This is a genomic window from Streptomyces sp. NPDC007856 (genome assembly GCF_042868225.1).
Classification (GTDB): domain Bacteria; phylum Actinomycetota; class Actinomycetes; order Streptomycetales; family Streptomycetaceae; genus Streptomyces.
Genome location: NZ_JBIAEC010000021.1, coordinates 58,480 through 81,818, shown reverse-complemented (window position 1 = coordinate 81,818; position 23,339 = coordinate 58,480). Strand labels below are relative to the sequence as shown.

Genomic DNA, 23,339 nt, shown 5'->3' with positions numbered 1-23,339 from the left:
TGCCTGCCGCCTCCATCTCGCGTCCGCCAACGAGGGGGTTTTCGCTGATATGACCGCCGCAACACAGTTCATCGACGCCAGGGTGTCGCGCCACATCGGCACCTACTCCGAAGCGGTCGCGATCCCGGCCGGCGCCACGCAGGTCGTCCTGTCCGGCACCCCGGGATTGCGGCCGGACGGGACACTGCCGGAGCATTTCGCCGAGGAGGCCGAGCAAGCCTCGGACAACGTGTGCGAGGCGCTGCGGTGCGCGGGCGCCCAACTCAGCGACATCGTCCAGGTCCGGTCCCGGCTCACGGATCGCGACGACATCGACACCTACGTGAAGGTTCGCAAGGACGTCATCTCTCACCGACCGGCCTATGTGCTCGCAGTGGTGCCACAACTGATCCGGCCCGGTCTCCGCTTGGAGATCGAGGCCACTGCGGTCGTGACGCACACGGCTGCCGAGCAGCACGAGTGAGTAACATGCCCGAGGGAGACACCGTGCCCGGAACCAGCGTTACTCGACGCACGCCACGCGGCCTGGAGACCCGTTCACGGATCGTTGATTCGGCGGCCAAGCTGTTTTATGTCAGGGGCGTCAACGCCACCACGCTCGATGACGTCCGGCTGGCGAGCAGCCAGGGCTTGATCAAGTTCCGGATGCGTCCGAATTGTTGGTGATGCCCAGGAGTGGGAGTGCTCGTTCGGGGTTGTCGCGGATCGCTCGGGTGGTCTTGGCGATGTTGTCGGCTCCGGGTTTTCAGCGCGCCGATGGCGAGGTTGTGCAAGGTCGCCATGGCGCGGGGTGCGGTCCCGGTGTGGACGGTGGAGGCGTCTTCGGCGAAGGTGACGTCTCTGATGTGGTGCGAGGAGTTCTCCACTCCCCAGTGCCCACGAATCGCGGCGGCCAGGTCGGACGGGCTGGCCTGGTGGGCGTCGAGGCTGGTGACGGCGTAGACGCTCTCGCGGGTCTCGCGCCTGCCGGTCTGCTTGCGCCGACGGTGGACGCGGATGGCCAGGTGGGCGTGGGGGAAGGCGATCCCGCCGAGTTGGTCCGCGATTGCGCAGGTCTTGATCGAGCGGGACTCCTGTCTGCCGTGCCCGGTGCTGGAGGAGGTGTGCTGGACGGCGATGTCCCGCCACGGCAGGGCCGCGAGCTGGCTGTGGGCGGTCGGCTGGTTGGTCTTGATCACGGCGATGTAGTGGGCCTTCTTGGCCTCGACCAGCCAGGAGATGTTCGCCTTGACCGAGTGCAGTGCGTCGAAGGTGACGACAGCGCCGGCCAGGTCCAGCGGCGCCAGCAGCGGCCGGAAGTGCATGGTTTCATTCGTCTTCGCGCCGACCTCGGCCTGGGCGAGGGTCACGACGCGGCCGTGGGTGACCGCCGAGAGCAGGTGCCGACGGGCCGAGGTGAGTCGGGCTGATCCCTTGCGTGCTTTGCCGTCGATGGCGATGACGCGCCGCCGCCCGGAGGCGGAGGGGGCCGGCGCAACGGCGGGCTCGGCGGCAGCCCGGTGCCGGTCGGCCAGGTAGGCGCCCACTGCCCGGTCCAGCGCATCGCCGTCAACAGCCCCCAGCACGCGCCCGATCGTGGCCGGCGACGGAGTGCGCCGCCACCTGAACGGATGACGGCGGATACCGATGACCGCCAGCATCGTGTTCGAGGCACGCTCGCCCCACTTGGCGAGCTCGTCGATGCTCTTCGCGCCCGAGACGACCGCGCAGGCGCACACCAGCAGGATCGCTGTCAGCGGGTACCACCGGCCCCGCCGCGAGCGCGGGTCGGGCACCGAGTCGAGGTAGGGGCGCAGGTCAGCGACCCGACCGGCGTTCAGCGGACCCAGCTTCGCCAGCACGGCAGGGATGGGAGAAGATACAGCGGCAGGCACGGGCCACCTCATGTTCATTGAGGGACTCTGTCGGGAATCTTGTCAACGGCCAGGTCCTTCGTGCCCGTCAGCAGGCAATTCCGTCGTCCGACCGGCCCGCTGGCCAAGATTCCCGACAGAGTCTCTCAATGTCTTCGCGGTTGGCGCCCCGCAAAGCGGGCCCCTGCCGGGGCCTTCGACCGAACGGGGCCCTGACCTTGTGATCCTGCCGACCAATGGGCCAGTAGAGTCACTTCTATGAGCGAGCACGTGCGTCCCCCGTTCGGCGACTTCCCCGCGACCCACCGCGCCCTGGACGTGACCGATCTCCTCGCGGCGCCGGTGGTCGACGCGCTGAAGAACTGGGCGGCGCGCGAGGCGGCCGAGTCCGTGCTCTACGTCGACACCGACCCCGGGAAGGCCGACACCGCCGTCTTCTGCGACACCTACGCAGTCCCGCTGGAGCTCTCCGCGAACTGCGTGGTCGTGGCCGCCAAGCGCGGCGGCGAGATCACCCTCGCCGCGTGCCTCGCCCTGGCCCACACGCGAGTGGACGTGAACACCGCCGTCCGCAAGCACCTCGGTGCGCGTCGGGCGTCCTTCGCCCCGATGGACAACGCGGTGAGCGAGTCAGGCATGGAGTACGGCGGCATCACTCCTGTCGGCCTCCCGGCCGGCTGGCCGCTGCTGGTAGACGAAGCGGTGACGACCGCCCCGCACGTCCTGGTGGGCAGCGGCCGCCGGCGCGGGAAGCTGATCCTGCCCGGGTGGGCCTTCGCTCAGCTGCCCGGTGTCGAGATTCTGCCGGGCCTGGCAGGCTGAGCCCGGCCCCAGCCCGCGTCGGGCCGGACGGCCTCAGTCCAGGTCGTAGCCCGTGACCGCGCGGGCCAGGCTGCGCAGGGCGGTGACGACCTCGGCGCGGCTGCGGCGTCCGGCCAGGATGTCCATCTGGTAGCCGTCCTCCATGGCGACGAAGTTGGCGGCCAGCAGCCGCGGCGGGTCCGTCAGCTTGAAGTGGCCTTGGTTCTGGCCGAGTAGCAGGATGCCGTAGTAGACCGCGATCTGGCGCTCAGTCAGGGCGCTGTCGAGGGCCGCCGCCTTGGGGTCGCGCAGGCAGCGGGGCCAGTACTCGAAGAGCAGCCGGGTGAGCGCGTCCTCGGGGCCGGTGGCGGGGCCGTTGTCGATGCAGGCGCGCAGTTGGTCGCGGGCGTCGGTGAACTTCTCGGCGGCGCGTTCGCGCTCCTCGCCGTAGCGCTCGATGCCGTGCCGGTAAGCCTCGTAGACCAGCGCGTCCAGGTCACCGTAGTAGAGCACCGCGGCCGGGGTGACTCCTGCCTCGTCCGCGATGTCGCGCAGGCGCAGCCCCTCCAGTCCGCGTGCCAGCAGGGCGCGCTGCACTGCCGCTCCCAGTTCGGCCCGGCGGGCCTCCTTGCTCTTCCTGCCACTCTTGCCGCCTGTCATGCACAGCCCTTCTCTCACCTTGTATTCAATGCTATCAACCCAGCCCTTGACGGCAGAGTGGCCATATTCTTAAATCTGCGTTTAACAATGCCGGCCCTCACGCCAGGAGCCCGAGATGTCCAACCCCACCGATGTCGCAGCCAGACCCTCCGCCCCCGACAAGGGCCTCGCCGCCGACTCTGTCGGCCTGCTGTCGATGGTCTCCCTCGGCCTGGCCTCGGTCGCCCCGGCCTACAGCATCACCGTCACCCTGGGCCTGGTCGTGCTCGCCGTCGGCCACCTCGCGCCGGCCGCCCTTCTGGTCGGCTTCGTGCCGATCCTGTGCACCGCCTACGCGTTCCGCGAGCTCAACCGCGTCATGCCGGACTGCGGTACCAACTTCGTCTGGATCACCAAGAACTTCGGCCCCTGGTCCGGCTGGATCTTCGGCAACTGGCTCCCGCAGATCGCCACCCTGATCGCCATGACCGCCCTCGCCCAGGTCGGCGCCACCAACCTGCTCGACCTGGTCGGCCTCACCGACCTCGCCGGGCAGACCCTGCCGGTCACCTGCCTCGGCGCCCTGCTGATCGCGCTCGTCACCGCCGTCGCCTACCGGGGCGTCCAGCTCTCCGCGGCCGTGCAGACCGCCATGGTCGCCATCCAGCTCGCCGCCCTCGTCGGCTTCGGAGTCGCCGCCCTGGCCCACCACGGCGCCGCCACCCCGAGCCTCGCGTGGCTCAACCCGGTCGGCTTCCACGGCACCGGACCGTTCGCCGAGTCGGTGCTGCTGTGCCTGTTCATCTACTGGGGCTGGGACGCCGCGCTCACCGTCAACGAGGAGGCCTGCGACCGCACCCGCACCCCCGGACGGGCCGCCGTCCTGTCCACGCTCATCCTGCTGAGCACCTACCTGTTCACCGCCGTCGCCGCCATCAGCTTCGCCGGCACCGGCACCAAGGGCCTCGGGCTCGGCGACCAGAACAACACCGCCGACGTGCTGGCGACCCTCGCCCCCGCCGCACTCGGCGGCAGCGTCGCCAAGGGCGTCCAGCTCGCCGTCGCGCTCTCGTCCGTCGCCGCCCTGCTGACCTGCATCGTCTCCACCGCCCGCCCCAACGTCTCGGTCGCCTCCCACGGCGCCATGCCCAAGATCTTCGCCCGCGTGCACCCGCGCTACCGCACCCCCACCTTCGCCACCGTCTTCACCGGCGTGGTCGCTGTCGCCCTGCTGGCCGCGCTGAGCTTCGCCGCGCCCTCCTTCCTCGGCGACGCCGTACTCTGCATCGGCCTGCTGGTGTGCGCCTACTACGGCGCCACCGCCTTCGCCTGCGCGTGGCACTTCCGCCGCGACCTGCGCACCTCCACTCAGGCCTTGCTGGTCAAGGGCCTGCTCCCGCTGGCCGGCGGCCTGATGATGCTGGCCGCCTTCGCCCGCAGCGCGTGGGACATGGTCGACCCCAGCTACGGCGCCACCTCGATCGACGGCATCGGCGGGGTGTTCCTGCTCGGCATCGGCTCGATCCTGCTCGGCCTGCCACTCACCGCCCTGCTCCGGCTCCGCTTCCCCGACTTCTTCCGCAACGGTCGCCGCACCGTCACCGACCTGATCATCACCGAGGACTGAGAACCACCATGCGCACGCTCGCCATCGCCGCCCTCCAGACCCGCCCCGTCGTCCACGACCCCGAGGCCACCTACCACCGCTTCGAGGAGCAGGTCCACGCCGTACGGGAGCTGTTCCCGCACGTCCAGCTCGTCGTCGTGCCCGAACTGCTCCTCGCCGCCGAACCGCCGCTGCTCCAGGGTCGCGAAGGCTGGATGGAGCAGGTCGCCGAACCGGTCCCCGGGCCGCTGACCGACCGCCTTTGCGCGCTCGCCCGCGAGACCGGACTGTGGCTGGTCCCCGGCTCCGTGTTCGAGTGCGCTGAGGACGGCACCGTCTTCAACACGGCGCTCGCGATCTCCCCCGACGACGGCCTCGTCGCCCGCTACCGCAAAGTCTTCCCGTGGCAGCCCTACGAACAGGCCGCCCCCGGACACGAGTTCACCGTCTTCGACATCCCCGGCACCGGCCGGGTGGGCCTGGCCATCTGCTACGACGGGTCCTTCCCGGAGACCATGCGGCAGCTCGCCTGGATGGGTGCCGAGGTCGTCATCCAGCCCACCCTGACCACCACGCGCGACCGGGAGATGGAGCTGGTCTGCGCCCGCGCCAACGCCTGGACCAACCAGATCTACGTGGTCAACGTCAACGCCGCCGACCCCGCCGCCGTCGGCCACAGCGCGATCGTCGACCCCGAAGGCATCGTCCGCCAGCAGGCCGCAGGCGGCGAGGAGATCCTCGTCGACGTCCTCGACCTCGACACCGTCACCCGGGTCCGCGCCTACGGATCCGCCGGCATCAACCGCCCGTGGGCCCAACTCGCCCGCTACGGCGCGAAGATCCAGCTGCCCATGTACGGCGGAACCTTCCACACACCCGCATGGGCCGCTGAAAAGTAGGCCCACCACGGCCGGCCGCGCACAGACCTCGACCGCAGCGGCTGGCCGGCAACGCTTACATAGCCAGTGAGGGACTCTGTCGGGAATCTTGGCCAGCGGGCCGGTCGGAAGACGGAATTGCCTGCTGACGGGCACGAAGGACCTGGCCGTTGACAAGATTCCCGACAGAGTCCCTCATTGGGCTTCAGACACCACAATGATCATGAAGCCCGTGCCAGCCCTGCTGTGCACCCCCAACCGGACACCATCCGACCAATCGCACAACCACGGAACCTGCAAGCGCCCTGGCGAGCCGCACGAGTAAGTCGCAGTTGTACAATCACTTCGAGGACAAACTCGCGCTGATCCACGCCGTGATCGACGTGCAGTCGAAGTTCGTCCTCGCCCGCGAGGAACAGCGCCTGCGCGGCCTGAAGACCCTCACCGGTCTGCGCCGCTGGCGTGACGCCCTGGTCCAGGCCAACTCACTACAGGACGGCTCCTACGGCTGCGCGCTGGGCGCGATGTCGATTGAGCTGTCCGACAACGATGAGCAGTCCCGCCAAGCGCTCAACGCATCATTCGATGCCTGGCGGCGGGTGCTCGTCGAAACGCGGACCCACAACGCTTGGGTACTGGGCTGCTGGCTGCTCTGCAGGGGGGTTACGTGCTTGCACAGAACGCTCATAGCTCCGAGCCGATCGCTGTCGCGCTGGACATGGCCCTGGACCACATCGAATCCTTCGCGCGCAGCTGAGCCCACGTTCGCAGCTCCACGAGCGCGTTCGTTCCACGACCCACTTCTCAGGCGGCTGCTGCCTCTTGAGGCCTGTTCGGCATGCCTGCTCGACCCAAGAACACGGCGGACCATGCACACCGACTTCGGCACCTGCTATCAGGCGGTCACAGACAAGGAGCGACGTTACGACGGCCAGTTCGTCACCGCGGTTCACACCACCGGCATCTGTTGCCGGCCTTCCGGCCCGGCCCGTCTGCCACACGCCGAGAACGTGTCCTTCTGAACCGCCCCGGACACCGACTACAACCCCCCGAAACAACGGAACGACGACTCCGCCAAGCGCCGGGTAACGAAGGCTTGGTTGGTAGGCCCGGGGTAATCGATAGGTGTTCGTGCTGCAGCAGCCGCCCGTACTCCGGTTCTTCCTTGAGGGTGACGATGCGTTCGTCCGGGTCGTCCGTGACGATCAGGAGGACCTTGCCCGCCACCTTGTAGACGTCCAGCGGCTCGGTGAACGGGCGCCCGTGGCTGACCCCGGGCATCGCCGGTGCTGTGTCGCGCGCTCTGTCCTGGAGCTTCTCGCCGCTGATGGGCATGACGAAGGTCAGGCGCGGCGGCCGTAGGTGTGCGGATCCACGGGCTGCTCGGACTTGGGAAGCCGGTCGACCACGAGACGGTAGGAGTCGATCACGAGCTCCTTCACCAGCTTCTCGTCGATGGTGCCCCCGCCTTCCACCGTGATCCAGTGCCTCTTGTCCATGTGATAGCCGGGGGTAATGTCTGCGTACTGCTCACGCAGGGCTGCGGCGTCGTCCGGATCAGCTTTCAGGATCACGACGGGGCGCCCCGGCATGTCGGTCATGAGCATGAAGACCTTGCCGCGCACCTTGTAGACCCCCCAGTCGGGGCCGAAACGATGCTCCAGGTCGGCGCCAGGCAGTTCCACAGTGCAGTCGCCCGCGATCTTCTGCAGCTCCTGTCCGTCCAAGGTGATCAACTCCTCTATCGATCCGAGTGCCCTGACCGCCCGGCCAAGGCCCAAGGTGGCGTCCCGCATGGCCGCCACGAACGGCGGCGCCGCACGCCGGCAACAGTGACGGAAGCCGACGGGATACAGAGACAGTTACGCGGGCGGCGCGACGCAGGCGGCCAAATCCGCGCTGGTCATGACCCGAGCGTATGCGCGCGTCCGCCCACACGTGTGGACCATTTTCTGAGCAAAAGACCGGGCCACTTCGCGTCGAACGGCCAGGCCAGCACCTGGGCGCCGCCTGTCAGACGTGTCGAGCCTTTCCTGAATGATCGTTGGGTCGCTGAGGGGTTTACCGGGCTGGGTGCGCGGACCGGGCCGAGGGTTTCAGCCATCAAGCGATCGGCGGTTCACTGGGCCGCAGCCGTATCGACGGCGGGGATGTCGATGTCGGCGTGGATGACGTTGTTGATGAAGTTGGTGAGCAGGAACTGCACCGCCACCGCGACGATCGCCCGGATCTGCGGGTCGGTGTACCCGGCGCCCCGCACACCCGCGATCGGCGTCGCCGACCCACCGGCGGCTGGTGAGCGCCCGAGGGCGATTTCCTACCTCCGGCCCGTCGGGAAGGTGAGTTCCTGGCGGCGCGGGCCTTCTGGTCCGCCCCGGGAAGACGACTGCCAGGCCCCGGGACGTGTGCGGCTGCGGTGTGAGCCCTTCGGTCAGCGCTGCCCCGGCCGACGTCGCCGCCGCATCAGCGCGCAGCGCTGAGATGTCCGCCGGCTATCAGCTGAGCTCGCAGTTTCTTACGGGCGTCGAACATCGTCTTATAGAGCGCGTTACGGTTCGTCTCCAGCTCACTGGCGAGCGTTTCCAGGGGCACCCCGTTGACGACGGCAGTGAAGACCTGCCGCTGGCGGGCGCTGAGTGCTGTCTCGACTGCGTCGCGCGCGGCTTCGACCAGCTCTCGCGCCTGCCAGTGGCTGACGGGGTCGATACCGGAGCGGTCGGGAACTTGCGCCCATTCGTCCAAGTCGAACCGGTTATTTGAAACACGCCAGAAATGGCGGCCCAGTTGGATTTTGTGCGTGATCCTCATCAGTGCGTCGGCGACCGCCTGGTGGGCGAGATCGTTCAGCTCGGGCCCGGTAATTCGGTAACGAGGACCCCGGCGGAACACTTCGTCCATGGCGATCCGCACCAGCAGTTCGTGCAGCTGCGTGCAGGCCTGCTCGTACTGCGGCCCACGACCGCCCTCGAACGCGTCCACCCAGGCGGCGGACTCCGGGTCGAGCTGCCCTCGGCCCGTGGCGGGCCCTGCTATCGGGGCACTGCCGCTGGTTCCGGCATGTCCATCCGGAGCCGAGCGGCACGTTTTTCTAGCATCTGCGGAGTGCATGGTTCTCAATCTCCAGATCATTTCGTGCGGACAAGCCAATCACGAGACCATCAACAGGACATCTACGCGAAGTCGCTGTTCTTTTCGCCGTGTACGCATCCTGGGATTTCACGGACGGGGTTTCCGGCATATTTCGACGAGGGACTCGCACGCGCCGTGGGGCACGCTTTCCCAGCTCTGCAAAGAGCTGGCCGTCCGGGAAGCGGTCAGCCAGACGGCGGGGCGCCGGTGGTGGCGAAAGCTGTCTTGCCGACGCCGGCCAGTCCGCCGACCGTGTAGATGACCACGGAGGACGACGTCTCTGCATCGGCGACCAAGCGCTCGACCTGCTCTCGCTCCCTCTCGGCCGCCGAGGCTCGGCACGGCGGCTGGGAGCTAAGCCAGGGCGTGATGCGGGGGCGTCCGTGGCGCGCCCTTCGGGCGGTCGGCCCTTTGCGGGAGCTGGAATCGTCCGGAGAGGATGCGCTCGTGGACTTGCTGCAGTTCCGGTGACGGGCTAACGCCGAGGCGTTGACGCAGCAGGTGACTGGTCATGTGGTAGATCGTCAGGGGCTCGCACTGCCGCCCAGCACCGTAGAGCGCAGTCATGAGGAGACCGCCTCTGAGCTCTCGAACCGGGTGCTCGACAAGCAGGGCGGACGGTTCGGCGGCGGCTTCGGGTGTAGCTCCCTCTCTCCACTTCGCAGGCGAGCTGCTCCTCCGCACACGCGCGAGGCGCAGCTCGCTGAGGACGCTGCGCTGCTGGCCCGCGAACGGCCCCGGGACCCCGGCGAGGGCTTCGCCGGTGCTGCGGGCCTCCCTCGCCCATGCTGTCGTCTCCTTAAACCTGTTCAGGTCCAGAGCGTCCGGTTGGTGGCTACAGCAGGTAGCGCCCGACGACCAGGCTCACGGAGCTGTGACTCTGCTCCCCCAGTGCTCGCCTGAGCCTGCAGACGTACGTGCGCACGGAGCCTACGGCCGACGGTGGGGCATCGTCGCCCCACACGTCCTCCACCAGTTTCGAGGGACTTACAGGCTTGCCTGCCTTGAGCAACAGCGAAGCGAGCACGGCGCACTGCCTCGGCTGACCGGCTCCGGCCTCGCCCCCCTGTCTGTGCAGCCGGACTGGGCCGAGCACTGAGAACTGGACGCCCACGTGCATAGTGCTTACCGCTCTGGAGATCCCCGTGAGGCTTGGCTGCCTGGCTGTCCGTAAGGGACCATCTCCCCCGAACCTACCGCGGATCGGGCCAATTTCCAGGACCAAATAGTCCCCTCTTGGGGAGGAGACCTGCCTTTCATCAGGGGGCCGCCGCTCTTGGTCGGCGGCTGGGGCCACATGCGGGCAAACAACGTGCGGACGAACGCGTCCTCCCGCCGCCACCCCTCCCGCCTGTGCCCGCCGGGAGGGCGTTAAAGTCCAGTCTGGTACGGAGACGGCGACACAACCGCCCGTGGCGCCGCACCGGGACTTCTCGGCCTCGCCCCCGACGGCTTAGCGCCCTCCCGCGCTCCCCTCCGGCGGATTGACGTCCTCGGCGGCCACGACATAGGTCTTGACGTGGCCGATCGCCATGTCAAGGGCGATCCTCATGGGTTTGACGTCCTGGGCCGTCTGCGCAAGGAGGTAGCCGCCTTGGAGGGCGGCCATGAGGCCGGTGGCGAGCTCTCCGGCGTCCGCGTCGGCGCGGAGGACTCCAGAGTCCTTCATCCGCTCGAGCCCAGCATCGAGCAGTCCCTCCCAGGAGTCGAAGTGCCGGGCGATCGCCTTGCGCGCCTCTTCGTCCTGATCGGCCAGCTCGCTTGCAAGCGAGCCGAGCGGACAGCCGTAAGCTCCGTTTCGGAGCGCGTTGTGTTCGATCAGTGCGTCCCGCCAGCGCTCCAGCCCACGGATGGAGTTGAGCCTCTGCAGTAGCTGGTGCTGACGTTCGAGCAGTTCTGCAGCCTGCAACGCGACAACGTCCCGCACCAGTGCATCCTTGTCGGGGAAGTGGCGGTAGAGCTGGGATTTGCTCGTTCCGCTGGCCGCCCTGACCTCGTCGAGGGTCGTGGAAGACACGCCCTTGACGTACATCATGTCGGCGGCGGCCCTCAAAATGCGCTCTCGAGTCGCCCGCCCTCGCTCAGTCAGTCGGGAATCGTCTTTATCGCGCACCTGTTCCGCCACATTGACCAGGTTACCGATGCGAACGGTAGCAGGATTCAGAAGGGACCTCAAGGTCCTTTTCCGTTACTCGTCCTCCGGCGTCCGACCCATTCGATCCGGAGTCATCCTCCCGGGCCTCCCTGGCAGTGGTCGGCCCGGGCCGACCACTGCCAGGGAGAAGCCATGCCTCCGGCGGTCCCCGCCCCTCCTGGCCGGCCAGGGGCACAGGACCGGCCGTAGCGAGGACCTGCGGCGGGAATGCTCTCCTCGCGTCCGAGCCGGTCCCGGACAGGCCCTTCACGTGGCGTCGGCGAAGCCGACGTGTCGTGAGCTGGGGCGTGGGGACCAGGTCTCTGACAGCGGAGAGGGTCCGGGACGTTCGTCCGCATGTACTCGTCGACCGGGACGTAGCCCTGGTCCATGGCGACACCCTGCTGCTGGTAGTCGAGGGCCGGGGAGACCGGGTCACGGTCGAGGACGACTTCGCCGCCGCGTGCCGGCAGCAGTTGGGGTCTCCCCTGGGCTGACGCTGCGCCGGTGAATGAGGGGCGGAGGGGCTTCCCTGCCCGGGAGACACATCGAGTCTCATGTGCGTCGCATGACCAGCACGGCCACGTCGTCGAGGTGGCCCACCGCGGTCACCGCGTCGAGTATTCGGTCTGCGGTCGCCTCGACGCCGAGCCGGTCCTGGAGGGCTCGACCGGCCAGCGCTCCCGCTCGCTCCAGTCCGGCGTCCAGGGTCAGGCGCGGCCCTTCGACCACACCATCGGTGACCATGACCAGCGCGGTGCCCTCTTCCAAAGTGAAGGTCTCCTCGGGGTAGGCGGCGCCAGGCACGATTCCCAGGAGCGGCCCGGCGGGAAGTGTGCGAATGGTGTGGCTGCCGTCGTCGCGCGCGTGGAGCAGTGGCACATGGCCTGCGCTGGTGCCGATGACCTGTCCGTCATGCGGATCGAGGTGCAGCATGGTGCAGCTTGCGAACCGTGGCGCGTCCATCGCGACGAGCAACTCGTTGGTACGCGTCAGCACCGTTCCCGGGTCAGGCTCGTGGGCGGCGATCGCGCGCATGGACGAGCGCACCTGGCCCATGAAAGCCGCGGCATCCACGTCGTGCCCTTGAGCGTCCCCGATTTCCAGTGCGACCGCACCATCGGGGAGCAAGAACGCGTCATACCAGTCTCCGCCGATATCCAACCCATCCCGACTAGGCTGATAGCGGGCGGCGATCTCCAGGCCTGGGAGGTGCTCCGGCAGCGTCGGGAGCATGCTCTCTTGGAGCGCCATGGACAGCTCGACGTGGGCTTGTTGCAACCTGATGGCCCTCAGTGCCTGGCCTGCCAATTCGGCCAGAGTCGTTATGAAGGCGAGCTTTTCTGGGGAAGGAGGGTGCTCACCGTCGTACGTCACCACCCAGGCCCCGAGCGGCCGGTCGCCCACCGGGCTGAGAGGGGTGATCGACAAGGCGGTGCCGGGCGCGGGGCTCGGCAGGGGCAGACTGTCATCGTGCAGCCACCGGCGAGCAAGCTCCTCGTGGTTGCGGAAGAACTGTGCCTGACCGGTACGGATCACGTAGGGCAACGGCCGATCCTCCTCCAGCGACAGGCCGAGCAGAGCATCAACCTCCCATGTGGGGATCCCAGCATCCGAGGAGACCCGCAAGCGACCGTCGTCGACGAGTGCGAAGAGGGCGCCGGAACCTCCGACGGCCGCGGCGAGCCGGGCCAGGACCACCTGCTGCAGTTCCTGCTCGGTGGCAGCGCTGAACAGGGCTGAGGAGAACGCGGTGATCCCATCGGCGCGCTCCCGCTCCGCGCTCACCTCGGCCAGCGTCTCTTGGCGGTGTGTCTCCGACTGGGTGTCGTCGCGGATCACCGCAAAAACCCGTTCGGGGCCGCCGTATCCCAACTGGATCCGGCGGACCTGGCCTGCGAGAACACGCCAGCCATCGTGCTCGGTGAGGAACCGCGACCTGATCCATGGGGACTGGGCGGCGGACGAGCGCACAAGCCGCTGCACGTCCTTCCGATCATCAGGGTGCACTTGCCTGATCATCTTGGACCGGGGCACCGACGCTTGCGGGAAGAGCGCGGCCAGGGCGGGTGCACCCCCCAGCCACTCCACCTGGTGCTCATCGGGGGAACACATGCAGAGACCGAGGTCGGCAGCCTTCGCCGCAAGCTGGAATGGGATCAGCAGACCGCCGAGGTCGTGTCCCGCGTCCAACGAATGCACCCACACAAGCCGCTCGCCGCTCGAGGAATCCGTCACCGGTCGCGCCTCGACGAGGCAGACCACAGATGCGGTGCTCGTGCCGGGAAATTCCAGCACACGCATCGCAAGCCCCTTCGTCGTGGCCCCGTGCCTCAGCAAGCCCTCAGCCGAGATGCGCTGGTCCTCGGGGAGTAGCTCAACGAAACCATGACCCACGCACTGTTCCCACGGCCTGCCCAGTTGAGCCGCCAGCGCAGCATTGAGGAAGCGGATGACACCGTCCAGCGTCAAAAGAGCCGACGGTGTAGCCATCCGAAGAAGTTCGTCCGAGGCGTCCATTTGCCGCTCACTACCCATCGTCGAGCGATATGACCTCGTCTTCCTTCAACAACACTATCCGCCGCAGAGCAGGTCGCGCCCACCAGCTGTGGCATGGGACAGGGCGCAAAGCAAGACACCAGCCGGCAGCACGCTACCTGTAGGGGGATTGCCGCTGTGGCGGAATCATTGCGTGTAGCAATCGCGGAGCGATGCGATCATCAACCTCGACGTACTCCAGGCCGGTCCCTCAACCGGCTCGCCCGGACAGCGTGGGATGTAACGCGCATGCGTATCACGATGCAGACGGCACTTGAATCCAGCGTTCCAGCCGGGATGCATATTCCAGGCCGTTTTTCGGATTTCTCGACACGTCTTGTGCGGCGCGGTAGTGCGTCGGCCGCACCACCGGTCCTGTAATCCTCAGTCTGCAACATCGTTACGCGCTGGCCGATCGGGGCGTAAAGATCGGCCACGAGCTTCGATATCGGCCGCTGTCACCGGAAGAAGGTCGTTCTCGGTCCTCCGCGCTGGCGGCCCTGAACGTTATTGTCCGCTGGATCCAGGAGTGCACGCCGACAGGCGATAGGACACAGCCGGCCGATCTGGTCAGCGCCAGAGGGCGGCGTGCATCGATGCGCGCGCGTCGCTCACGGACGAACACTGATGATCGTCTTCCCAATGATCCGCTCGGTCGGGTTGAAGGCCGCAACCGCGTCATCGAGGGTCGAGACTTTGCCGATGTTCGTCCGCAGCCGTCCGTCCCGCACCCGCTGGACGACCTCACCCAGTTGGGCACGATCGGGCACGACAACGAAATCGATCGCCAGGCCGTCCGCGGGACGCACCTCAGGCGGGCCGGCGATGGACACCAGCGTTCCTCCGGCACGGATCACGCCTGCGGACCGATTTCCGATCTCTCCGCCGATGACATCGAACACCAGATCGACTTTGTCGACGTCTTCCAGGGCGTCATTCTCGAGATCGACGAACTCCCTCGCGCCGAAGTCAAGCGCCGTCTCCCGATCGGCGGTACGTCCGGTGCCGATGACGTAGGCGCCGGCCTCTCGTGCGAGCTGCGTCACCATCGACCCGACTGCGCCGGCAGCGCCGTGCACAAGGACACTCTGCCCCGCCTGAAGGCGGCCGTGCTCGAACAGTCCCTGCCATGCGGTCAGGCCCGGCATCGGCAGGCTCGCGCCCACCGTGAAGTCAACGTCGGCCGGCAGCGGCGCGAGATTACGCGCCTCAATCGCCACATACTCCGCCAGGGTGCCGCCCCGATGCCCGTCCGCGAGGCCGAACACCCGCTGCCCCACCGACAGCCCCGTCGTGCCATAGCCGAGAGCGGTGACCAATCCGGCCAGCTCCTGCCCGGGAATCGACGGCGTCCGGTCTCGGCCGAAGCGATCGGTCCAGGTCGAGGGCCACGTCAGCTCACCCGGAGTGAATCCCGACGCGTGAACCTGAACGACGACATCGTTCAGCGCTGCCTGCGGCTCGGGGCGCTCCGCCAGCGTCATCCCGGCGGTTCCCGCGGCCTGATCCGTCACCACAATCGCCTTCATCCGGCGCCTCTCTGTATCCCCGCCTGTACGGACTTCTCGGTTCGACAGTAGTAGCGGCGCCAGACCTCGGCGTCTTACCACGCTGATCGATAGGGAGTGGGGTGCGAGGGCGTCGAGGAACAAGCGCAACAGCGAAATGTCGGTAAGACGGCGCGAAGGATCGACGCTCATCACATAGGTGCGGAGTCAATCCGGTAGACCTTCTCGCTCATCGGAGTCGCGTGGTGCGGCACGGGACGTGGGAGAGGCCATCCCACACATCGCGTTGAAAGGAACCCTCATGCATGACAGCTGGGCTTATTCGCATGACCGCGCTGATCACCGGCTCTGGCCACGGCACGGGCGAAGCGATCGCGACCGGACTTGCCCGGGCCGGAGTCGATGTCATCCTTCTCGCCCGCACCGCCGTCCAACTCGACGAAACCGCCAACGCCATCAGAGCAAATGCGTCGAGTGTTGAGGTTCGCATCGTGACTACCGATCTGACCAATGACAACCAGCGCACCACGGCCATCGACGACCTTCTGTCCGGCGGCCCGGTCGATGTTCCGATCAACAACGCGGCCACTGTCGAGCCCCTCGGCGCTCGCACCACGATCAGTCCAGCGCAGCTACGTCAGGCCTTTGAGAATGATTTGATACCAGCTGGACGAGGTGTGCGCCGTGCGCTGACCGAAGCCGTGCGCGAAGCTGTCCGCACCGGCCACCTGGCCCCGGGAATACGGCTGCCCTCCTCCCGCCAGCTCGCCGCCGACCTCGGCCTTGCCCGCAACACCGTGGCTGACGCCTATGCCGACCTCGTCGCCGAGGGATGGCTTACCGCCCGCAGAGGCTCGGGCACACTCGTGGCAGACAGAATGATCACTCGGCCGATCTCGGCGCGCTCGGCCGCCGAGCCGTCCGGTGACCCTTGCTACGACCTGATCCCAGGTAACCCCGACCTCACCGCTTTTCCTCGTACAGCCTGACTGAAGGCCACACGCCGCGCCCTGACCGCGGCCCCCGACGACGCCCTCGGCTACGGCGACCCCCGCGGTCGGCCGGAGCTACGGGCCGCGCTCGCAGACCATCTCGCGCGAGCCCGGGGCGTGTACGTGAGTCCGGACCACATACTGATCTGCGCCGGCACCTCCCACGGCCTGCAGATCCTGAGCGGAGTCCTGGCCGGGCGGGGGCGAGGAACGTCGCCGTCGAGTCCTACGGCCTAGACAGGTACTGCGACCTGCTGGCGGCTGCCGGACTGAAGACCCTCCCGCTTCCCTTGGATACCCACGGGACCGACCCGGTGCCGCCCGTCGGCACCAATGCAGTCCTACTCACACCGGCTCACCAGTTCCCTGTGGGCACGGCGCTGCAGCGCGATCGCCGGACGGCCGTCGTGGACTGGGCCAGACGGACCGGCGGGCTGGTCCTGGAGGATGACTACGACGGTGAGTTCCGCTTCGACCGCCAGTCCGTCGGGGCACTCCAAGGACTCGACCCCGACTGCGTGGTCTACCTGGGTACCGCCAGCCAGACCCTTGCTCCTGGCCTGCGGCTGGCCTGGATGGCGCTGCCTCCCACGCTCGCTGAGGAAGCCGTGGCAGCCAAGGGACAGATCGACTCGTGCGAGGTATTCAGCCAGCTGACGATGGCGGAATTCATCACCTCCGGCGCCTACAGCCGTCACGTACGTGCTGCCCGTCGGCGCTACCGCGATCGACGAGACGCTCTCGTCACAGCCCTGGCCCAGCACGCCCCAAAGGTGCGCGTCATCGGGACAGCGGCTGGCCTGCACACCGTGCTCGGTTTGCCGCCCGGAACCGAGCAGCGGGTCCTTCGGTCGGCAACCCGGCAGGGCCTCAAAGTGGCTGGCCTGTCTCGATACCGCCATGAACGGTCCCTGAACGCCATGGCCGATGCCCTCGTCGTCGGATACGGGGTGCCCTCCGACGCTGCGTGGCCTCAGGCGCTCTCCGCACTCGTGCGGATCCTTTCCTGACGCGCCCCCAGGTAGCCGGGCACCCGAACTGATCTCTTTGTGGGTACGGCGTCACTTCACGCCTGCCTGGGCTGCACTGTCAAGAAGGCAGGCGCTTCATGACGTGCATGACACGCGGATGGCCCTGACGGCGGTGGAATGGGCGTGCCTGCACCGCCCCGACGTCGTGGGCGCGTTCATCGACGCACTCTTCGCGGCCCACTTCGCGCTGGGCGAGGACCTGGGCGACCGGGCCACGGTGGACCGTCACGCCGCCGGGGCGGGCATCGATCCCGACGCCCTGGACAGAGCGTTCGCGGACGGCAGCGCCCTGCGGGACTGCACCGGGTGGAGGCGCCGGGTGCCGAGTTCGGGGTACGGGCGAAGCCCAGTTGGCTGGTCGCCGGGCGCTGGTCTCGGGCCTGCTGCCCCCTTCCCGGTTCGAGGAGTTGGCGGAGGACGCGATACGGCACGAACGAGGAGCTGCCCGGCGACATCGTCGTACTGGAGGGAGGACGCCTGCTCGTGCTGGACGAGCCGATGTATCAACGCAGTTGGTACGCCGACCGGTTCTTCCCGCTGCTCCCGGGTACGGCCGAGCCGACCTGCGTCCTGTCCGCCGACGAGGCGCGGACCTGGTTCGCCCGTACCCCTTTCGGCAACGGGACCTGCCGGGCTTCCTGAGTCGGTGGACCCGGCCGTCACCGCGCGGCCGCCCGAAGTCGGAGCTCGGACCCGGTCCCCTCTGTCGGGCAAGGAGTGCACCGGGGTGCTGTCAGACCCGCTGAACATCTTCTCGATGATCACGGAGTTGCGACGCTCTGTGATCACTGGGGATCATCGGCGACCCGGATGATCGTCCTGCCGGTGACGCGCCGCTCAGGGGCGAAGGCGGCGGCTGCCTCGGCCAACGGGCGGACCGCGCCGACCCGTACGTCGAGCCGCCCGTCCCGGACCCGCTGCGCAAGGTCCGCGAGACGCGCGCGGTCGGGTTCCACGACGAAGAACAGCGCCCGCCCGTCCTTGGGCCGGCCGGTGGGCGGCTGGGCGATCGTGCCGCCGGCGCGTACGAGCGCAGCCGAGCGGTCGAGGATGTCACCCCCGATCACGTCGAACACCACGTCGACCTCGCCGACGTCCTCCAGCCGGCCAGCCTCGAGATCCAGGAACGTATGCGTGCCCAGAGCGAGGACGGCGTCCCGGTCGGCGGACCGACCGGTGCCGATCACCCGGGCTCCCGCCCCCAGCGCGAGCTGCACCGCGATCGAACCGACGCCACCCGCGGCGCCGTGGATCAGGACGGTCTGGCCGGTCATGATCCGTGCGTGGTCGAACAGGCTCTGCCAGGCGGTCAGTCCAGAGATCGGCAGCGCGGCCGCCACCGTGTGGTCGACATCCGCGATGGTCCGTCGGCACGCGGGGTACAGGCACTGGCCTCCAAGCGCTTGAGCTGGGCGGGTAAGTGGTTTCACGCACCGGCTGGCAGTTGCTGATCAGCCCAGATGATTTTGCCGTCGGGGATGTGGCGGGTTCCCCATCGGCGGGACAGTTGAGTGACGAGGAAGAGGCCGCGGCCGTGTTCGTCGGTGGAGCGGGGGTGTCGCACAAGCGGGTGGCTGTGGCTGGCGTCGGAGACTTCGCAGGTCAGCATCTCGTGCCGAATGAGGCGTAGGCCGATCGTGCGGTCGCTGTTGCAATCGCCGTTGCCGTGGGTGACGGCGTTGGTGAACAGTTCGCTGATGATCAGCTCTGTGGACTCGGCCAGGTGTTCCAGTCCCCACTGGGTCAGCTGCCGGGCAGCGAGCGTTCGGGCACGGCTGACGACGGCGGGGTCGCTGGGGAACTGCCAAGAGGCAACCTGGTCTGCGCTCAGCGAGCGGGTCCGTGCGAGAAGCAGAGTGACATCGTCGCTCGGCGGGTTGGCCCGCAGTGTGTCCACCGTCGAGGAGCACAGATCGTCCAATGTGAGGTCGGGCCGTGCGAGGGCCGCGCTCAAACGGTTCATGCCGGCGTTGAGGTCCTGGTCGCGGGCCTCGATCAGACCGTCGGTGTAGAGGGCGAGCACGCTTCCTTCGGCGAGCTCCAAAGTTACGGTCTCGAAGGGGACCAGTCCGAGGCCGAGCGGTGCTCCGGCGGGCAGGTCGGGGAAGGTGACGTGGCCGTACGGGTCGATGACCGCGGGCGGGGGGTGGCCGGCCCGTGCCATGGTGCAGGTACGGGTGACCGGGTCGTAGACGGCATACAGGCACGTGGCGGCCATCGTGGTGGTGGCCGGGTGCCGGGGGTCTTCCGCCTCGGTGAGGCGGATTACCTGCTCGTCGAGGCGGGACAGTACTTCGTCGGGAGGCATGTCCATGTCCGCGAGGGTGTTCATGGCGGTGCGGAGTTGGCCCATCTTCGCCGCCGCGTTGATGCCGTGTCCCACCACGTCGCCGACGACCAGGGCGACGCGGGCGCCGGAGAGGGGGATCACGTCGAACCAGTCACCCCCGATGCCGTGGTGGCTGTCGGCCGGCAGGTAGCGCCAGGCCACATCCGCGGCGGAGCCGCCCGTGGGGCGGTGGGGGTGCAGCAAGCGCTGCAGGGCGAGAACCGCGGAGCGTTCGCGCACGTATTGGCGGGCGTTGTCCAGGGCCAGCGCTGCCCAGCTGACGAGTTCCTCGGCCAAGAGCAGGTCGTCCTCCTCGAACGGCCTGGGGTCCTCCGTCCGCACGAAGACCGCCACGCCCAGTACCGCGCCCCGGGCGTGGATCGGGACGACCATCAACGCGTGCATGGCGTGCTCGCGGATCTTCTCCGCCCACGCCGCGCCGAGGTGGTCCAGCCATGTGCCCGGAGACTTGTCCAGGACCGGCTCGAAGTGGGAGTTTCCGGAGCGCAGGACACCGGTGAAGGGCGAAATGGGCGGGACGAAGACCGGCTCTCCGCGAGCGAACAGGGACTCCGGCGTTCCCGGGTGGATCGAGGCCAGGCCCGCGCGGCGGAAGACGGGGATGCGGCCGTCCTGTGGGCCGAGATGGGCCAAGGGCTTCTCGCCGTGTTGGACGGACTCCGCCAGGTCGACGGTGGCGTAGTCCGCGAGGAACGGCACGGCGAGGTCGGCCAGTTCCTGCGCGGTCTGCATCACGTCCAACGTGGTACCGATGCGCCTGCTGGCCTCGCCGAGGATTGCCAGACGCTCTCGCGCACGCCGGCTGTCGGTGACGTCCACGCTCACACTACACACGCCCAGCGCGCGACCCTGCGCGTCGTCGAGGCGGAAGAAGGACGCCGTCAATAGGCGGTTGCTTCGCACATTCGCCGGCAGCAAGGCCTGGTAGTCCACGTCCATCGCCGGTTCCCCGCTCTCCAGTACCTGGTGCATCACTGCCTCCAGCGTTTCGGACCCCGTCCCGGGCGCCGCCTCCGTCAGCGTGCGGCCCAGCCGCTCGGGGAGTGGGATGCCGTCCTTGGAGCCCTGGGTGTCGTTGACCCGGATGCAGCGCAGGTGCGTGTCCCGTACGACGACACCGATCGGCAGGCGGCTCGGCAGCGGCAGCGTAGCGAGGAGCGGCTCCGCCACCGTGGCCTCGGCCGGCCACGCGGGAAGCAAGGCCTTGTCGGTCGCGCAGACCACCCACCGCTCCCGGCCGTCCTGCCCGGACAGCGATGACACGCGCAGGCGCACGTCGATGCTGCGGCCGTCCCGGTGGCGCACCTGCACAAGGTCGGACCAGCAGCTCCGGGAGGTGCTCTCTTGTGCGGCTTGTGCAGCCTTTGCTCGGTCGTCAGCGGCCACCAACAGGACACCGGCGGACCGCCCCACCACCTCGGCGGCCGAGTAGCCCACGAGCCGCTGAGCGGCCTGCGACCATCCGATCACCGTCCCCCGCGCATCGAGCAGGGCTATCGCTGGGCAGACTGTCTCGAGGGCCGTCTGAGCCTCGGAGACTGCTGTCTCTGCGGAACTGCCCATTGCTCTTCCCTTCTGTGTCCCCCCGGCGATGCGGTCCCCCAACTGCTCGGCTGTCTGGTGGATGGATAGGTCCAGGGCAGGAGTGATCGAGCTACCAGGCACGGCAGGCCACAGCCCATTCACACTGCCCCCGACGGTGGCTGCGCCGGTCGTCTCGACCCGTCAGACCTGCTCCAGCGGGCCCCCTCTCGGAGCCTGGGCGCAGCCAACGGGCCGTCGGCTGGTACCGACGGCAGCAACACGGCCGTCCGGTGACTCCCCGCTTGCTCTCACCCGCACCTCACGCGTCAGTCGGATCCGCAGATCGGTGGTCTGCCCAGCGAATGCGGCAGGACCGAACTGGCGGGCGGGGTTGATCGAGCCCCGCAGCAGAGCCCCAGAAAGAGCGATCACCAGGGCCACGGACAGTCCGATGACTTACGGCACCAGGCGCACACAGCGGGCATGAGTCATGTAAAATCCGGCCGCCAGCATGATGACCGTCATCCCGCCAGCCTCTGCGAGAAAGACTGACGCGGGCTGCAGCAGGGCGCGGGCACGATCGCCGCGTAGCCGATCGACGGAAACCGCACGCCGCCCAAGACCCGCCAGACCATTTGGTCCCCCACGTAGGGAACGATGCTGCGCCCGGGGATGGCGCCCGTGAGCCATAGGGAGACCGTCACGGTGCCGTGTCCAGGCGGATCACGCCTGAGGCCTCCGGAGCGAGTTTCGCCCAGTCCAGACGGCGCGTGCGCTTTGGGAGGCACTGCGGGCTTCCGTGTGCTTCGTTCGTACTCATGCGTGCAACGCTACGCACCCAGTGGCACCGGAGTACGGTCCATTTCTATGACAGATTCCCAGGCCAATTCTGCGGACAAAGCAAGATCGCCATCTACGGAGCTGGGACACTAGAGCTTGCCTCCGGTTGTGATCACGTTGGAGGCCGGCACGCTCCTCGTGTGATGACGCCACGCGAGTTGCGAGAAGCATGTCCCCCCACGAGGAGGGCCCTACGCTTGCCCGTGTTGCCACCTCTTGACTCTTGACGCCCGGTGCGCGTGGGAGATCTGCCCGGAGTGCGGTTGGGAAGACGACGGGCAGGATGACCTGAATGCCGATGAGGCCTGGGGCGGGCCGAACGGGTCAGAGAGCCTGACTGCCGCCCGCCTTCGGTACGCGGAATACGCAGCTCATACTCGCTCCGGGGACCGGCAATCAAGCAGGCCCTGCGCGGGACAGGTGAAGCGGATGAGTGAGACCTGTCCGATTCGAAAGGGGGTATGGCACCTGCTTCCTGTATTCCCCGGTGGTGCCCCGAGGCGAACTCCGGTCTGCCTGCAGCTGATCAGTACTCGGGAGGCCACCCGCCGGTGCTCGTACTGCGCGCAGACGGCAGGGCCGACTACCTGCCCACCCCGGTGGCCTCCTCGTCGGCATCCTGCCCGAGGCCCGCTTCACGGCCGCCGGCACCGTCCTGGCCCCCGGCGACACGCTGCTGCTCTACACCGACGGCCTCACCGAAGCCCGCACCGGCAAGGACCGCACCGACCGCTACGGGGACGACGGTCTGCACGCCTTCGCCGCCCACCACGCCTGCCAACCACCACACGCCGTCATCCAGGCCCTGACCGGCCTGCTGGACAGCTTCGGCGACGGCCTCGACGACGGCACCGCCCTGCTCGCCCTCGGCGCCCCCGGCAACCTCCCCGCCCACCCACCGACGAGAACCCCCGAATGAGCCCCCTGACGATCACCACCCGAGACGCCACGACCGGTCCAGTCCTGGAGATCACCGGCGAACTCGACTACCTCACCGCCCCCGAACTGCGCGCAGCGTTCGCCGCTCTCGCTCTCCGGCCCGGCCAACGCCTCGTCCTGGACCTGGCCGGCATGGAATTCTGCGACTCCAGCGGCATCACCGCTCTGATCGCCGCGCGCCACCATGCCCACGCCGCCCAGGCCGACATCGCGCTCGCCGCGGTCCCGCCCCCCACCCTGCGCGTGCTGCGCATCGTCGGCCTCGACCAGATCTTCACCCTCCACCCCGACAGCGACACCGCCACCCGGCCCTGACCAACGGCGTACCGGCGTACCGGCGTACCGGCGTACCGGCGTACCGGCCGGCTTACCGGGGCTGATCATCGGTGCATACCGGCGGATGCCGTCAGCCGCCGCCCCGTTCGTCAATCAGGGCCGCGAGATGCCGCGATCTGCGACCGGATCTCGCTGTGTCGAACCGTCCCGGGCCGCATGACCGCACCGGCATACGCACTCACGACCCGGGCACAAGGGTACGGACGGTGCGGGCTGCCCACCGTCCGTATCGGGGAGGCGC

The 23,339-nt window shown here is 68.2% G+C and carries 18 protein-coding genes and 5 pseudogenes; 10 read left to right on the top strand and 13 right to left on the bottom strand.

Features of this window, described 5'->3' with window-relative positions; translation table 11 throughout:
* Positions 1 to 49: 49 nt before the first annotated feature.
* Positions 50 to 463: a Rid family hydrolase gene (locus ACFYOH_RS37180; protein ID WP_388635107.1), complete on the top strand. Its 414-nt coding sequence runs from the start codon at positions 50 to 52 to the stop codon at positions 461 to 463.
* Between the two features lie 106 nt (positions 464 to 569).
* On the opposite strand, the gene ACFYOH_RS37175 is transcribed toward ACFYOH_RS37180, so the two are convergent.
* Positions 570 to 1,841 (bottom strand): ISAs1 family transposase, encoded by a 1,272-nt coding sequence (locus tag ACFYOH_RS37175; protein ID WP_388635105.1) that lies wholly within the window; start codon positions 1,839 to 1,841, stop codon positions 570 to 572.
* A 270-nt stretch (positions 1,842 to 2,111) separates the two neighbouring features.
* On the opposite strand from ACFYOH_RS37175, the gene ACFYOH_RS37170 reads away from it, so the two are divergent.
* On the top strand, positions 2,112 to 2,675 hold the full coding sequence (locus ACFYOH_RS37170) for a YbaK/EbsC family protein (RefSeq protein ID WP_388635103.1): 564 nt from the start codon (positions 2,112 to 2,114) through the stop codon (positions 2,673 to 2,675).
* 33 nt (positions 2,676 to 2,708) lie between these two features.
* On the opposite strand, the gene ACFYOH_RS37165 is transcribed toward ACFYOH_RS37170, so the two are convergent.
* On the bottom strand, positions 2,709 to 3,314 hold the full coding sequence (locus ACFYOH_RS37165) for a TetR/AcrR family transcriptional regulator (protein ID WP_388635101.1): 606 nt from the start codon (positions 3,312 to 3,314) through the stop codon (positions 2,709 to 2,711).
* Positions 3,315 to 3,429: 115 nt separating this feature from the next.
* Between ACFYOH_RS37165 and ACFYOH_RS37160 the strand changes: the two genes are divergently transcribed.
* The 3 genes from ACFYOH_RS37160 to ACFYOH_RS37150 all read left to right on the top strand — a co-directional run bounded on the left by ACFYOH_RS37160 (position 3,430) and on the right by ACFYOH_RS37150 (position 6,799).
* Complete coding sequence (locus ACFYOH_RS37160; RefSeq protein WP_388635099.1) at positions 3,430 to 4,920, top strand: APC family permease; 1,491 nt, start codon at positions 3,430 to 3,432, stop codon at positions 4,918 to 4,920.
* Between the two features lie 8 nt (positions 4,921 to 4,928).
* Positions 4,929 to 5,798 (top strand): carbon-nitrogen hydrolase family protein, encoded by an 870-nt coding sequence (locus tag ACFYOH_RS37155; protein ID WP_388635097.1) that lies wholly within the window; start codon positions 4,929 to 4,931, stop codon positions 5,796 to 5,798.
* A gap of 311 nt (positions 5,799 to 6,109) precedes the next feature.
* A complete protein-coding gene (locus tag ACFYOH_RS37150) occupies positions 6,110 to 6,799 on the top strand; it encodes an Ada metal-binding domain-containing protein (protein WP_388635095.1) in 690 nt (229 codons plus the stop codon).
* Positions 6,800 to 7,120: 321 nt separating this feature from the next.
* Here ACFYOH_RS37150 and ACFYOH_RS37145 read toward each other — a convergent pair whose 3' ends face one another.
* The 9 genes and pseudogenes from ACFYOH_RS37145 to ACFYOH_RS37105 form a co-directional block, all read right to left on the bottom strand.
* Positions 7,121 to 7,504 (bottom strand): MmcQ/YjbR family DNA-binding protein, encoded by a 384-nt coding sequence (locus ACFYOH_RS37145; RefSeq protein ID WP_388635178.1) that lies wholly within the window; start codon positions 7,502 to 7,504, stop codon positions 7,121 to 7,123.
* A 392-nt stretch (positions 7,505 to 7,896) separates the two neighbouring features.
* Positions 7,897 to 8,037, bottom strand: a complete 141-nt coding sequence (locus tag ACFYOH_RS37140; protein WP_388635093.1) for a hypothetical protein — start codon at positions 8,035 to 8,037, stop codon at positions 7,897 to 7,899.
* Between the two features lie 203 nt (positions 8,038 to 8,240).
* On the bottom strand, positions 8,241 to 8,756 hold the full coding sequence (locus ACFYOH_RS37135) for an RNA polymerase subunit sigma-70 (protein WP_388635091.1): 516 nt from the start codon (positions 8,754 to 8,756) through the stop codon (positions 8,241 to 8,243).
* Between the two features lie 504 nt (positions 8,757 to 9,260).
* Entirely contained in the window at positions 9,261 to 9,719 is a 459-nt protein-coding gene (locus ACFYOH_RS37130; protein WP_388635176.1) for a BTAD domain-containing putative transcriptional regulator, read from the bottom strand.
* Between the two features lie 22 nt (positions 9,720 to 9,741).
* Positions 9,742 to 10,026: a winged helix-turn-helix domain-containing protein gene (locus ACFYOH_RS37125; RefSeq protein WP_388635089.1), complete on the bottom strand. Its 285-nt coding sequence runs from the start codon at positions 10,024 to 10,026 to the stop codon at positions 9,742 to 9,744.
* 333 nt (positions 10,027 to 10,359) lie between these two features.
* Positions 10,360 to 11,031 carry a TetR/AcrR family transcriptional regulator gene (locus ACFYOH_RS37120; RefSeq protein ID WP_388635087.1) on the bottom strand — a complete coding sequence of 224 codons (672 nt, stop codon included), beginning with the start codon at positions 11,029 to 11,031 and terminating at the stop codon, positions 10,360 to 10,362.
* Between the two features lie 285 nt (positions 11,032 to 11,316).
* Positions 11,317 to 11,492, bottom strand: a pseudogene (locus tag ACFYOH_RS37115) (FAD-dependent oxidoreductase); the annotation flags it as partial.
* A gap of 103 nt (positions 11,493 to 11,595) precedes the next feature.
* Positions 11,596 to 13,560, bottom strand: a complete 1,965-nt coding sequence (locus ACFYOH_RS37110; RefSeq protein ID WP_388635085.1) for a SpoIIE family protein phosphatase — start codon at positions 13,558 to 13,560, stop codon at positions 11,596 to 11,598.
* 629 nt (positions 13,561 to 14,189) lie between these two features.
* Positions 14,190 to 15,107 (bottom strand): NADP-dependent oxidoreductase, encoded by a 918-nt coding sequence (locus tag ACFYOH_RS37105; RefSeq protein ID WP_388635083.1) that lies wholly within the window; start codon positions 15,105 to 15,107, stop codon positions 14,190 to 14,192.
* Between the two features lie 284 nt (positions 15,108 to 15,391).
* On the opposite strand from ACFYOH_RS37105, the pseudogene ACFYOH_RS37100 reads away from it, so the two are divergent.
* Both ACFYOH_RS37100 and ACFYOH_RS37095 read left to right on the top strand, forming a co-directional pair.
* Positions 15,392 to 17,088, top strand: a pseudogene (locus ACFYOH_RS37100) (aminotransferase class I/II-fold pyridoxal phosphate-dependent enzyme).
* Positions 17,089 to 17,415: 327 nt separating this feature from the next.
* Positions 17,416 to 17,751 carry a hypothetical protein gene (locus ACFYOH_RS37095; RefSeq protein WP_388635081.1) on the top strand — a complete coding sequence of 112 codons (336 nt, stop codon included), beginning with the start codon at positions 17,416 to 17,418 and terminating at the stop codon, positions 17,749 to 17,751.
* A gap of 143 nt (positions 17,752 to 17,894) precedes the next feature.
* Here ACFYOH_RS37095 and ACFYOH_RS37090 read toward each other — a convergent pair.
* Together ACFYOH_RS37090 and ACFYOH_RS37085 are read right to left on the bottom strand one after the other, a co-directional pair.
* Positions 17,895 to 18,467 (bottom strand): annotated as a pseudogene (locus ACFYOH_RS37090) (zinc-binding dehydrogenase); the annotation flags it as partial.
* 68 nt (positions 18,468 to 18,535) lie between these two features.
* The gene (locus ACFYOH_RS37085; RefSeq protein WP_388635079.1) at positions 18,536 to 21,022 is read right to left on the bottom strand and encodes a SpoIIE family protein phosphatase; all 2,487 of its coding nucleotides are present in this window, start codon (positions 21,020 to 21,022) and stop codon (positions 18,536 to 18,538) included.
* 1,005 nt (positions 21,023 to 22,027) lie between these two features.
* Between ACFYOH_RS37085 and ACFYOH_RS37080 the strand changes: the two are divergent.
* The 3 genes and pseudogenes from ACFYOH_RS37080 to ACFYOH_RS37070 all read left to right on the top strand — a co-directional run.
* Positions 22,028 to 22,210 (top strand): annotated as a pseudogene (locus tag ACFYOH_RS37080) (CPCC family cysteine-rich protein); the annotation flags it as partial.
* A gap of 95 nt (positions 22,211 to 22,305) precedes the next feature.
* Positions 22,306 to 22,742, top strand: a pseudogene (locus ACFYOH_RS37075) (PP2C family protein-serine/threonine phosphatase); the annotation flags it as partial.
* Positions 22,739 to 23,077, top strand: a complete 339-nt coding sequence (locus ACFYOH_RS37070) for an STAS domain-containing protein (protein WP_388635077.1) — start codon at positions 22,739 to 22,741, stop codon at positions 23,075 to 23,077. The pseudogene ACFYOH_RS37075 and the gene ACFYOH_RS37070, both read left to right, overlap by 4 nt.
* The last annotated feature ends 262 nt before the right edge of the window (positions 23,078 to 23,339 follow it).

Bases quoted from the DNA above. Each gene is read 5' to 3' on its own strand.
- ACFYOH_RS37180 (WP_388635107.1), top strand. From the start codon at position 50: ATGACCGCCGCAACACAGTTCATCGACGCCAGGGTGTCGCGCCACATC.
- ACFYOH_RS37170 (WP_388635103.1), top strand. From the start codon at position 2,112: ATGAGCGAGCACGTGCGTCCCCCGTTCGGCGACTTCCCCGCGACCCAC.
- ACFYOH_RS37165 (WP_388635101.1), bottom strand. From the start codon at position 3,314: ATGACAGGCGGCAAGAGTGGCAGGAAGAGCAAGGAGGCCCGCCGGGCC.
- ACFYOH_RS37160 (WP_388635099.1), top strand. From the start codon at position 3,430: ATGTCCAACCCCACCGATGTCGCAGCCAGACCCTCCGCCCCCGACAAG.
- ACFYOH_RS37155 (WP_388635097.1), top strand. From the start codon at position 4,929: ATGCGCACGCTCGCCATCGCCGCCCTCCAGACCCGCCCCGTCGTCCAC.
- ACFYOH_RS37125 (WP_388635089.1), bottom strand. From the start codon at position 10,026: ATGCACGTGGGCGTCCAGTTCTCAGTGCTCGGCCCAGTCCGGCTGCAC.
- ACFYOH_RS37110 (WP_388635085.1), bottom strand. From the start codon at position 13,560: ATGGACGCCTCGGACGAACTTCTTCGGATGGCTACACCGTCGGCTCTT.
- ACFYOH_RS37105 (WP_388635083.1), bottom strand. From the start codon at position 15,107: ATGAAGGCGATTGTGGTGACGGATCAGGCCGCGGGAACCGCCGGGATG.
- ACFYOH_RS37085 (WP_388635079.1), bottom strand. From the start codon at position 21,022: ATGGGCAGTTCCGCAGAGACAGCAGTCTCCGAGGCTCAGACGGCCCTC.
- ACFYOH_RS37070 (WP_388635077.1), top strand. From the start codon at position 22,739: ATGAGCCCCCTGACGATCACCACCCGAGACGCCACGACCGGTCCAGTC.